The sequence below is a fragment of the Salinivibrio sp. MA440 genome (genome assembly GCF_001996265.1).
In the GTDB taxonomy this organism is placed as follows: domain Bacteria; phylum Pseudomonadota; class Gammaproteobacteria; order Enterobacterales; family Vibrionaceae; genus Salinivibrio; species Salinivibrio costicola.
Map to the genome: position 1 here is coordinate 1 of NZ_MUFI01000066.1, position 12747 is coordinate 12747.

Annotated in this window: 12 protein-coding genes; 5 read left to right on the forward strand and 7 right to left on the reverse strand. The window is 49.9% G+C overall.

Features of this window, described 5'->3' with window-relative positions; genetic code table 11:
* From BZG80_RS14835 to BZG80_RS14855, 5 genes are all read left to right on the forward strand, one after another.
* The coding region (locus BZG80_RS14835) for a 5'-nucleotidase C-terminal domain-containing protein (RefSeq protein ID WP_198532964.1) at positions 1-1026 on the forward strand (1026 nt) is incomplete at its 5' end.
* Between the two features lie 224 nt (positions 1027-1250).
* On the forward strand, positions 1251-1487 hold the full coding sequence (locus tag BZG80_RS14840; protein ID WP_021023597.1) for a TA system antitoxin ParD family protein: 237 nt from the start codon (positions 1251-1253) through the stop codon (positions 1485-1487).
* Positions 1456-1803 (forward strand): type II toxin-antitoxin system RelE/ParE family toxin, encoded by a 348-nt coding sequence (locus tag BZG80_RS14845; RefSeq protein WP_077679698.1) that lies wholly within the window; start codon positions 1456-1458, stop codon positions 1801-1803. The genes BZG80_RS14840 and BZG80_RS14845 overlap by 32 nt, the downstream gene beginning before the upstream one ends.
* Positions 1804-2205: 402 nt before the next feature.
* Positions 2206-2529, forward strand: coding sequence for a type II toxin-antitoxin system RelE/ParE family toxin (locus tag BZG80_RS14850; protein WP_077679699.1), 324 nt, complete (start codon positions 2206-2208; stop codon positions 2527-2529).
* On the forward strand, positions 2522-2806 hold the full coding sequence (locus BZG80_RS14855) for a helix-turn-helix domain-containing protein (RefSeq protein WP_077460599.1): 285 nt from the start codon (positions 2522-2524) through the stop codon (positions 2804-2806). Before BZG80_RS14850 ends, BZG80_RS14855 begins: the two co-directional genes overlap by 8 nt.
* An 871-nt stretch (positions 2807-3677) precedes the next feature.
* Here the strand turns inward: BZG80_RS14855 and cas6f are convergent.
* From cas6f to BZG80_RS14890, 7 genes are all read right to left on the reverse strand, one after another.
* Complete coding sequence (cas6f, locus tag BZG80_RS14860; protein ID WP_077679700.1) at positions 3678-4325, reverse strand: type I-F CRISPR-associated endoribonuclease Cas6/Csy4; 648 nt, start codon at positions 4323-4325, stop codon at positions 3678-3680.
* A 9-nt stretch (positions 4326-4334) separates the two neighbouring features.
* Entirely contained in the window at positions 4335-5318 is a 984-nt protein-coding gene (gene csy3, locus BZG80_RS14865) for a type I-F CRISPR-associated protein Csy3 (RefSeq protein ID WP_077679701.1), read from the reverse strand.
* Between the two features lie 16 nt (positions 5319-5334).
* A complete protein-coding gene (csy2, locus tag BZG80_RS14870; RefSeq protein ID WP_077679702.1) occupies positions 5335-6327 on the reverse strand; it encodes a type I-F CRISPR-associated protein Csy2 in 993 nt (330 codons plus the stop codon).
* Entirely contained in the window at positions 6327-7676 is a 1350-nt protein-coding gene (gene csy1, locus BZG80_RS14875; RefSeq protein WP_077679703.1) for a type I-F CRISPR-associated protein Csy1, read from the reverse strand. Before csy1 ends, csy2 begins: the two co-directional genes overlap by 1 nt.
* 252 nt (positions 7677-7928) lie before the next feature.
* Complete coding sequence (cas3f, locus tag BZG80_RS16160; RefSeq protein ID WP_077679704.1) at positions 7929-11375, reverse strand: type I-F CRISPR-associated helicase Cas3f; 3447 nt, start codon at positions 11373-11375, stop codon at positions 7929-7931.
* A complete protein-coding gene (cas1f, locus tag BZG80_RS14885; RefSeq protein ID WP_077679705.1) occupies positions 11372-12343 on the reverse strand; it encodes a type I-F CRISPR-associated endonuclease Cas1f in 972 nt (323 codons plus the stop codon). The genes cas3f and cas1f overlap by 4 nt, the downstream gene beginning before the upstream one ends.
* 187 nt (positions 12344-12530) lie before the next feature.
* Positions 12531-12747, reverse strand: a 217-nt coding sequence (locus tag BZG80_RS14890) for a type II toxin-antitoxin system ParD family antitoxin (RefSeq protein WP_077679706.1), incomplete at its 5' end; no start/stop codon positions are given.

Here is a 12747-nt window from a genome sequence, read left to right on the forward strand (position 1 = left end):
TATAAAATTAAAGGCACAGCGTCAGATCCAGAAATGGAAACCTTGTACCAGCCTTACCACCAACGCCTTCGTGCGATGGCAAACCGCGAAGTCGCGGAATTAAGAGGGGTGGATTTGGTCCCCCAGAATGAGATCCGAGGGATCCCGCAAGTTCACATTCAAGATACTGGCATTAGTGCACTGTTCCAAGAAGCCAGTTTTTTCTATGCACCAAAAGCCAACGTGATTGCTCTGCAAATTGATAATGACAATGCCGAGCTAAACGTCGGTCCGATTAAAGCAAAAGATATCGCCTATAACTATCAATATGCTGGCGGCGAAATTACTGTCTATCAAATGACCGGGGCAGATCTACGCAAATATATGGAATGGTCCGCTGACTATTTCAACTCAGTCAAACCGGGTGATGTCACCTATAGCTTTAACCCTGAACGTCGCGCATCGAAATACTCAACCAATGACTTTTTTGCGGGAGTCACCTATACCATTGATCTTACTCAACCGGCAGGAAAACGCATAACAGATTTAGCCTTTGCTGATGGACAGCCAATTACCGATACAACCGAGATAAACCTCGGGATGAATAGTTATCGAATGGGGCACCTGACCAAAACAGGTGGCGCGTTAGAAGGAAAAGATTTTCCGGTGCTGTTCGACTCAGAACAAGCTTATGGTGAAGAAGAAGGTACCATCAGAAATATGACTATTCGCTATCTAACAGAGGAAAAAGGTGGCGTTTATACCGGCAAACCTATGGCTCGATGGCAGTTAAAAGGTCTAGATATTGACACTAACACACGCAATATCATTAAAGATTTGGTCAACAGCAAGCAAATTGATGTACCAAGTAGCGACGACGGGCGTTATACCAACGTTGCTGCGATCAACGTAAAAGGCTTACGTTTTAACACCAAAGAAGAAAAAGCCGAAGCACTGGCCGTTCGTGAAGCAAAACTCGCTACGGCAACAGGCACAGAGAAAGAAAACCTTGAACGAGAAATCGTCATCATCAACGCGCTGAACTAGGCTCGCTGGTATAGCTTATGCGGTCGGTAACACCCCGGCCGCATACACCCCTGCCCATGATCAAGAATTATCACGATATAAGCTGTGCGCAGTGCAACTGGCGCAGTGCAACTGGCGCAGTGCAACTGGCGCATTACGCCAGGCACGCAGCCTTAAACAAATTGCAAGGCGCGACATTTTGTCGCATAATGACTTGTACAGACATATAAGCGAGGTAATAAATCATGCCAACCAGTGTACGGTTAGATGATGAGTTTGTGTCAGATGTAAAAGTGCATGCAGAAGCTGAAATGCGCTCTGTGCCCAAGCAAATTGAGTATTGGGCAAAAATTGGGAAAATTATGACTGAGAACCCTGATTTACCCTATAGCTTTGTGCAAGAAGCCCTGATTGCATCTGAAGAAGTCAAACTTGGTAAGGTAAAACGTTATGAGCGACGGACCCCACGACAATCAGATTGATGTTTTCGTCTCTCGTGTTTTTGAAAAGCAGATGAACAAGCTGTCCGACGCGCAATGTGAAGTGGTCGAGGACGAGATAGACAGAATCATCGAAGAGCCCACGCTCGGCAGCCAGAAAAAAGGCGATCTCTCTTATCTTTGGGTGCACAAGTTCAAGCTCGACAGGCAAGAGGTGTTGCTTGGCTACGCTTGGGTTGAAAACAAACTCGAGCTCTACCTGCTTAATATTAGCTCGCACGAGAATTTCTACGCGACGATGAAAAAGCGAAGAAAAGCGGATTTAAAGATCATTGGTGAACCGCCAAATCGACGTTAGTGACAGTGAATGAAAATGCGAAACCCAACGAGATCACTTTCCCTTTCTATGCCGCCTATACGTAACTCGGCATAAGCGCCAGCTCGATCGTGCAAACTTGGTGTGATTTGCGCCGCGCGCAGTGCAACTGGCGCCATCTGACATCGGAACCAACAATTAACCTCGATCGTGAAAGGCGCCCGCTGGCAATGTGCACATATCCAACACCGTGCTGGGGCTTGTGTCATCGACGCTACCTGTGCGGCAGTAAACAAGAAAGATCGCAGTCTGCTGTCTGCTGTCTGTGTGATTGTTATGCGAATCAGATAACACTAATCGCCCAAGATTACTCGAGATTACTCGGTATGATGAGTGGATTTTGACCCACAGAAACTTATCATATATGATAACAAGAAGTAAAAGATGAACTGGAACATCGTTTTTTACCAAGGCGTGGAGGAGAGCATTCTCAACATGCCTCCTAAGATTCAAGCGCGAATRCTCAAGCTGCTTGAACTAATAGAAAAACATGGCGCAAACTTGGGTCCTCCTCACACAAAATCAATAGGTAACGGCCTGTTTGAAGTTTGCGCCAAAGCAAAAGAAGGGATCGGACGAAGTCTATTCTGCTATTTAGACGGCCCCAACATCTATATCCTTCATGCATTTGTGAAGAAAAGTCAAAAGACACCAATGAAAGACTTAGCATTGGCAACAAGGCGTATGAAAGAGGTGAAAAGTGAATAGCTTACAAGCATTAAAAGCGAAAGCACTACAAAACCCAGACGTGAAACAAGCATACGATGAATTGGCGCCTGAGTTTGAATTGATCGATATGTTACTCAGCATGCGTAAGCAGGCCGGGCTAACTCAACAGCAGGTTGCAGTACGTATGGGGACGAAAGAAGGCAATATTTCTCGACTTGAAAAAGGGAAAGGTAATCCAACCCTTAAAACCCTGCTTAGCTATGCAAAAGCATGCAACTGCAAGCTTAACTTTGGCTATAAACATGCGTCAAATTGACGTGTATGGTCATTGCTAGTCATACGCTTTTATTGACCTTGAACCATCCCCTACTCCCTCGATGCCACGACACACTAACAATGAACTGACATCAAAAAAACAATTATTTTCAGTGTCTAAACTGCCTATGCGTAGGTCGGCATAAGCGCCAACTCGATCGTGCAAACTTGGTGCGATTTGCGCCGCGCGCAGTGCAACTGGCGCCAGTTGCACTGCGCCATCCTACATTGAGGCTAACGATTAACCTCGATCGTGACAGGCGCCCGTTGGCAATGTGCACCTATCCAACACCTTGCTGGGGCTTGTGTCATCGACGCCAATGGTATCATCGGGCCAAAAGTGGCTGTTCCGATAACCAATGTAAGCCAATGGTACCGCCGATATTAAAATGGTGTGTAGGTCGGACATGCGCCAGTGCGATGACTGTCATGTATTACCCAAGTGGACTGCGCGCCTCCGACATCGAGGCCAACGATTAACCTCGATCGTGACAGACGGCCAGGTCGTTAATCTTTTCTAAGCTGCCTGTGCGGCAGTGAACCCAGCCGCAATACACCGTTGCTGGCTCCCCGTTTTCTAAGCTGCCTGTGCGGCAGTGAACCTACTTGCATCACTGCTCCTGTTTGTTTAGCATTTCTAAGCTGCCTGTGCGGCAGTGAACCGAACACGCTACAAGGCTGTATGCAAAGAGCTTTTCTAAGCTGCCTGTGCGGCAGTGAACAATAGAATAACGTAATAATCGTCAGTAACAACAGGCCATTAGGATAAAAATCGCCTTTTACCCTTGTTAAAAATGGCCTGCCGTAACTAACTGTATTTCCTATTTATTTTTAAAGAGCCCAAAAAGAAGGGGTAAAGAGGGGCTTCCCCCTCAAAAACACGGCACCGCAGATTGCTGATCGGGTTCGCGTCGGCTTAGCCCATAACAGGTGAATGATTGGCCGTTATTTGGCGGCTGTTTGGTTGTTTCCCGCTCGATATACAAAGCAAACTCGGTATTTGGCTGCCCTGCTCGCTGTTGGCTCGAGAGGCTGGTCACTTGAATAAAAGGCAGCGACCAGCGTTTGTCGTCCGTTTTAATGTTTTCCAACAAACGACGCTTTACTTCCTCCTCATCGTAACCATTTTTGCTGGCAATCGCGGCCGCGCGCCGGTCGAGGTTTTTATACAGTCGCTGCGGCGATTTGTAGTTCCAACGTTTGAAGTAAGCATAGTCTTGCACCCCTTCAGGCACGGGCTTGACCGCTTTAATATGCACGTAATCGGTCAGGCGTGACAGCCATCGATGAATATTCAGCTGCTCAAATGCCGCCTCGGTTTGCGCAAACAAACGCAACCGATGGCCGAGTGGGAAATCTCCTTGGCGATAGTCCGGAAATCCGACCGCAATGGCCGATTGATTCGGTCCGATTTTGTTTTCCGCTAAGGCAATATGCACTTGCTGAAACACCTTGTGCCAGAGAAAATCTGCCGAAATATCGGTGTCGGGCAATAAGGTGATATCAATGTAATACTGCATTGTGCCTCCTTACGCGCCAAACACGCCGCCGCGGATCAGCATCGCCATAATGTAATGCTGCTGTTCGAGCGTTGGGGTTTTGTCTTTTAACATCCATCCATCGAGCAAGTTGTAAAAGTCATTCTTTTCTTTTGGCTGACGATACGCCGCCCCGCGGTTGGTCACCGAGCCATAGGGCTCAATGGCAATTGCGCCCACTTCGTCATAAGCAGGATGCCAGGTGTCGATAGTGCGCAGCGCGTTGCCGATTTTTTGTGAGTGCATCGCGGCTTGGCCATCTAATTGATACAAGAATTTACTTTTGTCGCCTTTACCGCCGCCCATTACTAGCTCTTGAGAGGGGTAGACCGCTTGCCCTTCGCCCAGTTGGCAGTAGGCTTCAACATGAATAAGCGCATGCGCTTCTGTCAGGCCGTATTGGATCACCTCTGCTAGCGCGGTGACATCTGGGTGCGTGTCAAAATCACGTAAGCTGAATTCATAACTATCAAAGCTAAATTGCTTCTCGCCTGCGGTAACTACAACCTTAACTTGCTCGGCACCGACACGGTTACGCCACAAAAAACGCCCATTGGCAATGTTGTGTGCGTAACGTTGCGCCAGCTCTTTACAACCGGTTTCTGATTGATAGTCACGCACTTTATCGGCCAACGCTTGCTGATAGTCCGGATTATTACAGGTTGACGGTACATGTAGTCCGCTGAGCACGCGCAGTGAGAAAGCCACTTTGAGCGTATCGGCATCATGCGGTAACGCCGCAATATCGACCGTTTGTAGGTTCGCTTTAGATACTTCCGCATCCAGCTTAGCGGGATCATTGGCGGTGGCCGCTTTTAAGCGGTTCGAAATCGTGCCTCGCACCGATTTTTCGCCCACTTGAATGGGTTGCCAATCGCCTTTTTCCCAGTTGCCCGCATACATTAGTGCATCCGAAGGCGCCAGTTTCGCTTCAAAGGCAAGCACGGAAGGGGTAGTCAGTTTTTTATCAGCCATGATGAAATCTCCTTAATTACAAAAAGTCAGGGTCAAAGTCAGTGTTGTCTTCGGTTGTGGGTACAACGTCAGGTTCAATGGGTTCGTCATGTGTTGCTGCCGTCACGCGGGCAAGATACCAAGGGTAATCACCGTGATAACGCCAGCATGCCTCGTCGATATCGGTGAGACGATGTACGCTGCGCCACTCCCCTACGCTGTACGCCGCTTCTACAAAACTTACCGGTACCTCTGGATCGCGCACATTGGCGACCTCGCCTGCGGCATAACAAGGGGAAATTGCGCGGTAGCCCGTCATAATCGGCACCAAATATCCAGGCTTGGGTTTGGCCACGCGCTGCCATTGCGCCGGAACGGGTTGGTTATCGTCGTTAGGTAGGTGTTCATCATCGGCGACAGCTTGGTACGTCAACATGGCAAACTCACACCAAGCATCAAACAAGCTGGCCTGCGCATTGTGTTGCAATAGCTGTTGATGATGTTGAGCGAGATAATCATGTCGGTCGCAAAGGACAAATCCCGGCATGAGACGGCGCAGCGCCTTTTTTTGCATGTTTGCATCCGCGAGCAGTTCAATCTCGCCAATCGCTAAGATTTGCCCACCCGCGAGCCGTCGCTGAGGCGCTAAATCTTTCACTTCCGCGATCAACTGTGCTGCCGCGGCTTTATCACCGGCAATTAGTCCCTCAACCTCAATCAGCAAAGAGATTTGCATATTCATGCGTCCTTCTTCATTGATCGATGCTGTCTCGCCTTTGGCGTTCACCGGATTACGAGTTAAGGCAAAAACATAGTCGCCCCACCCTGTGGGCTGCCGTGCATGAACAGTGTTTCTGTGGCTCACCACGGTCACACCACCCAAACGCAATCCCATCGCATCGGGAAGTTGACGTGATAGCGCATGGGCAAAACCAAGAAAGTGCGTGATCGCCGGAAAACCATGAGTCAGCCCCGCGATCGCATTCGCGTTTTGCACCTCAATGTGCTTAAGCAATAGATACTGTGCCATTATCGGATCTCCTCAAATTGAGGCGTGTCGCGCTCAAACGCTTTTAGCTGGGTTAGGAACACTTTGCGGATGTAATCAAATTCCGTATCACCAAGCAGATAGTGTTGTTTGTCCTCGAGCTGGCGCAGTAACCAAGCAGCAAAATCAGAGGCGACAGTGTCCAGCCACGCTTGTGCGTCACGCTCTCGCTGAAATTGACCGTCGGGGTTGTACACATCCAGCCAAAGTGCATGTTCACGTTTTAGTTGGCACGCTTGAATATCAGTGCCTTGGCTCCAAGCGGCTGGGACTTGCTGCTGAACCCGCGCGGCATAGTCAAATACCAGGTCAGTGAATGGCAGAATAAAGTCATGATCGCGCCGATAACGGGTGGCAAAGTTACGATCCCGTTCAGTTAAACTCGCCAAAAAGCTACGAAAGTCGTGGATTAAATGGCTGGCTTGGTAGGCTAAACGGCGGTTGAAGATACTGGTTTGCTTGCTTGGATCCTCCGGCTGCTGCTGATAGCTTGGCGGCGCAGCATTGAGCAAAAAGCCCTCGCCATGACGCTCACTATTCAGTTGTGACACGTTTTGCGGTTTAGAGCCGCCAAAGGTCTGTTTAACAGTACGCGGAAAGGCTTCTAACCGCTCTGGGTGATAATGCTGTTTATTCTTTGCCTCACGAATCGCTTTCACTTTCTCGCCATACCGCGTGGCACGCACCTTGGTGTACAGGGTGTGCGCAAGGCTCGATGAATATAGCGGGCAAAGCAGGTGGTACTCACCTTCATTCACCGGAAAGTAGGTCTGCTTAATCAAGTTATGAGCCGATAGCACTTGGTCACCCAGTGCCAGTGAAAAGCCTGCACGCCAAGTCTCTAGCAAGTTAGCGTCATCAGTGAGTGGCTTAAGTACGCTGATATGGCCGGCTTGTAACTGAGAAATGAGTGACTCCCCTTCCACAGTGATTTTTAAAAAACGCGCCACATCTAACGCAGCCGCATTGCCGACCGCATCAATGGCTTTATCGGTCAGCGAATAGCTGGTGAGGTAGCGAAATTCACTCTTATCGATATCAGTGACCAGCATGCTGCTCGCTCTAGCATCACTGTGAACAAATTTGGGGCAATGCGTGGCGAGGCTGATTTGCTTGGCTCGCGTCGCGGCGTCTGTTACCCAGTGAATTGGTTCAAACTTCGCTTCGATCGGGGTAGCTTTCTCTGCGTAATCGGCATTGGCGATCGCCTCTTGCTCTTGGCTGGCGGCGGCTTTTAGGGCCTTATCACGCGCCTTTTGCAAAGGCTCAAGCTTCGCCTGTTTGCGCTGTTCAATATATGCCAGCAGCGCATCGTATAGGCTGTGTTCCATAAGCGCTTCCTTTTATCCTTCAAGACAACAGTGTCTAAGTTACCGCCACAAGAAGCGCATTTCAATAACCTTATATTGTTTTTCAAAATAATTTAATGAATGGTGATCAAAGTCAGGTTTGAGCTAAGGAACCAAACTCCGTTATACTATTGGCTCTATCGCATCGATAGCTTAGAAATTATATTGTTTTTCAAACGGTTACACTGCCGCATAGGCAGCTTATTTCTGAGGGCAATACACGTTGCTCTCTTTTTATTCCCGAAAAGCACCCAGCTGTGGATGCCAACACCAAGTGATGTTTTGGCTTTCCCGCTCAGCCGCGAGGCGTATTTCGCCCAAATGCTGGCTCGCTTTTTTAATCGACCATCCCAGTTGGTCAGCAAAGTGCTGATAAACAGCTTCCGGATCAACGTCAAACCACCAATGGCAACCGGCTGCTAGCGATATTTCGGCGGGTTTAAAGCGATATGAGTGATCGGCGTATTGGTAGGGATAACGTGAAGTATCTAACTGTTGCCAAGCTAGTTTGTCATCGTCGTTATAAGCCAGCACAAAGCTTTCTTGGCGCTGACTGTGACGAAACGGGGTGCGCCGGATCAGCTCGCCGCTCCAACTGGCATGTTTACCGGGCGAACGTAGCCCAGCGGCTTGGCTGACAAGCGTATCGTTCCACCAAAGCTCGGCTTCCTTACCGGTTCGGAAGAAATCAGGTTGATACTTTTCCCCGCCCGTGAGCTCAAGCGTAAAGCGCAACGCACGGTGCTCTTGTACGCCCCAGTGCGCCACCGGTTTGGCCACTTTCTTTGCCGACGACGCAAATATAAAGGCAGATTTTTCCAGCTTGGGAATTTCCTGAATGCGAGGCGTGGCGGAAATTGCCGTTAGTCCTTCATCAAGCGTGACCTTGTAACCTTTTTCGAGCGGGACAGCTGCGCTTTCAAAGCCTGGCTTACAATAAGCGGGATACTTGCCTTTTAACGCACGTACATTCTGATCGAGCACATGAATATTGGCGGTTGTTGGCGCTTGCTGACGGTGACGTTGTACCCGCCCCGCCAACTGAATTAAGGCACGCATTGAACTCGGCTCAGCAATGGCCCAGTCGTAATCGTGATCACGCCCAACTTCCACCACCGCGGTACCCACCACCACAAATATCAGATGTTTGGCATCACTGTTCGAAATGGCATCGCGAATCTCTGGCTGGTCGAAAATCGCCGCTTCATCATGGCGATTTAACGCCGCATCGAGGCGACTCTCTCGATAAGAACGCAGCGCCAGCGGAAACTGGGAGTGGTACGGGCAGATAAAGATCGCATGATCCGGCTCCGGCGAGATTTGCATCAGCGTGCGAGTCAGCGCGACCATTGGGTTAATATTGGCCATGCGCACCACGCCTACCGACACTGTTTTGCCGGATGCATGGGTTTGATGATGCGCATGGTGTAACTGATGAATATGGGTATGGATTAGTCGCGCTAGCGGCCCAAAATCGAGGTGAGGCTCGCTGGGTGTTGGAGGAGCAGCCAGAGAGGTAATCGCGGAGGTATCTACCGCCTTCCCTTTGTGTAGCACCTGTTGCTCGCCCTCTAATCGCTTAACGCGCTTGGCGACAAATTCACGGTGGTAAGTCACGTAATCGGTTTTGCTCGTCACCGTTTGGATCTCGCTGGTAAATTCATCAAACCAGCCGCAAATCACAGGTGCACCGTCAGCGCCGTTTGTCGTCGCGCTGTCACCAAACTGGGCATGATTAAACTGCGCCCTGCCCGCACGATAGGCATCAAATAAACTTTTTACTAACGAAGGCGGCAAGGTGGCTGATGAGAGCAGCACCCGTGACCCTAACATGCCTGCCCAATTCACCAAGCGACATAGCGCCGGTAAGTCTTCAAGACCAAAATCATCGGGCTCATCAAGGACTAAGTCAGTACTGAGTAAACGCAACATGGGCGCAATTTGATGACCGCCGCGCAGGCTTTCAGTAGCGGGCATCAGATGATCAATCGTGCTCACTAACACCGGCGCACTGACCAGTTTCTCCAGCTTAGGCTGATTATTCAGCCAGTGTTTCAACCGGCCATCGTAAATTTGTCCTTCATAGCTGATAAACAGTTGCTCGAGAAAATCTTCGGTGGATTCACTGCCGCCGGTGGGCTGGTGTGGCGTATTTTGTACCTCGTGCAAACGCTGGATCGCTTGCGAGCCAACGAGTACGGCCAACTCATCATCGCCGAGTTTCAGCAGCTCACGATAGGCATCGCCGGTTTGCAAGGTGAGTGTTCTCAACCCGAGCGCTACCGAGAAACGGCACCCCTGCCAAGGGTCGGATAACGCATACATAATGCGCGCATTGGCGATGGTTTTCCCACAGCCTGTCGACGCCATATTAATGCCGAAAAAGCCCTGCGTTTCCGACTGAGTGGCTATGGTTTTGGTTTTCCGATAAGCGATATCTTGCCAGCGATACTTTTCTTGTTCGGCGCCTTGGCTAAAACGGCGGTGCTGAGCAATTGCCGGCAATGTCCATTTAAGTGAGGGTAAATTCTCTGCAAAGCGTTTCGCATTAATAGCCACGCCGATGTTGTGCTCATCTAACTGTTGTTTCGGCGGTGCGTTTTTGCGTTTTCCCTGAGACTGATCTGTGTTGGCAATCGGGGCGTAATGGCCGTCCCGCCATTTGGGTTTGGATTTTCCCAGCGGCAGCGACGAGTAATAATGATCCGCCAGCATTAACGATAAACGTGCCATATGGCTGACAAACCGCTGCGATAACCAATCAACTTGTCCATGAGCGCTCCACGGATATTGGCGGGCACGCTGGGCCAATTGACGCGCTTTTTGTTGCCAAGGCTGGCTTAAAAACGGGGTGCCATCAGGAAAGCGCCAGTTATCGGCAAGCGCTTGCGGATCATATTTGGCGAGGTCAAGTGCGTTGGGCGCATTCCAATGGCTGCCAAAGCAACGGAAAAGCCATTGGTCAATTTGCGATAGCTCAACGGGTGCCTTGTTAGCATCATAGTTCACGGGCAATCGGTGATGCGACACAATCAGCCAAGCCACGATACGTGCAAATGGCGATAAATCATCAAAAACCGGCTGATAACCATCTGTTTCAGTAAACAGTCGCGCTAGTAGCTCAGTTTCATGCTCAGTAGCCGTTTCAGGCGTAAGCTCGCTAAGTTCATCAAGCCATTGCTGATCCTTTTTGCCCTTGGCAAACGCCTCGAATAGACGCAGAGATACCCATTCATGACGGTATGGTTCGCCTTGGTGTGTCGTTTGGCCACGAAGCTTTTTCTGGAACAACGCATTGGCTTTGCCAAAATCATGAAACAACCCTGCCATGGCCGTTGCCAGCACGATTACCTCATTAAGCTGCCACCCCTGCTCCCACTCTTTGTGGCTAAGATCAAGCTCAGTGCGATTGACCGGTACATTGCCTTCTAAGTTAAACTTGCGGCGGTTACCCACAATCCACACGAGTTGGCTATGGGTCCTCGAACGAATCCAATGACAACTGACCGCGGTGCTGCGGCTGGCAGTTTTGCCTAGCATTTTTCGCACCGTGTTTAAGCCATCTTCGGTGATCAGCGTCTGCCAGGTGTTATCACCTATTCGGTTGGCAAAGGCATCGAGCACGCGGCGGGTTTTCTTCAGTGCCTTTTTCTCGCACTGAGAAATAAAGGTCACCATCATAGTTGCTGCTCCGCTATCTCATCCTCAGAGAAATCTTGCAGCGCAATGGCTTTGATGGTGTTGAACATAAAGTCCATCGCTTTGTGTTCAATAAAGGCTTGCAGGACTTGCTGGCGAAATTCTTGTTCGGTGGCGTTTTCTTTGGCGCATACAAACGCCCAAGGCAGCACGATGGCATCTTTGATTAAGTCAGCGGCATCAAACACCAGCGCGCCGCGACGGGTTTTGCCATGCATCACCGCAAATCCGTGCGGGATCCCAAGCACCCACAAACAACTCGCCGCCAAGCCATAGGCTAAGTAGTTGCCATGATTTAAAAAGCGGTTGGCGAGATCGTCGGCCTCATGCTGGCGTTTAAAACCGTTTTTTTGCGTGCGGTTGGCGGCGTGTTTGTAGAGCGCTTTGGTCAGCTGTGCTTCGGTAAGCAATAAATCAGCTGACTTGCTGGCCTTGTCGGTTCGCTCCACAAAGGTGTCGAGCGCGCCAGCCAATTCGGCCACATCGAACCCTTCAAGCTTAAGTTCACGGCTCGCTTGCCAGACCTGCTTTAAGTAACTCAGGCGTGCCAGCTGAAAAGCCCGCGCAGCGTCCAGTCGCTTTTGATCATCAAACCAAAAGGATAACCAACCTTGCAGATATTCGGTGGGCCGATACTCGCTTTGTGGCGTAAACCATTCGACCTCGGTTGCCATATGCAGCGGTGTGCCCCCGCCACTACAAAAGCCAACCAGAACGCCTGCTTGCGACAGCATACGCATCGCCGCTTGCGTGATTGACGTGCCGGTGCCGAGCAATAAGACGGTGGTATTGGCAATGGGGATATTAAAGTAGAGGTTTTCGCGTTTGGCCTCCGCCAAGTACAACACACGCCCGTCTTTTTGCATCACACGGCAATGTTCGAGGTAGTACATATTGGCGCGTTTGGAGTGAAGTATCGTTTTAAGATCGGAGGGCGAGAGATCGTCCATGGGTGTCCCTTTCGTGATTGTCCCGAGTGACAAGGCACATCACTCACAGACACCAAAAAGGTAACACAAACCACATCGATTGCCCGTGAAACAAGGCACATTTTAATGTTTGAAGGAAGATCGCTTCATTAGTGCGTATGTCAGTAATGTTCAATCACAATGCGCGCACTAACCAATAGTGAAATGGTTAAGATTCTATGTCCAAGTCGTTAATCAATTCATCCATTGAAAAATCATCGACAAACGTGTCACTCGCCGACTGTCGAGCCCCCTTATCAAGATGTGCGCGCAACACATCCAGTTTGGTTTTGCGTTCCTCAAGCGTGCGTAATGCATCACGAACAACCTCACTAGCAGAGCCGTACCGGCCACTTGCTACCTCGTTTTTAATAAACACTTCCCAA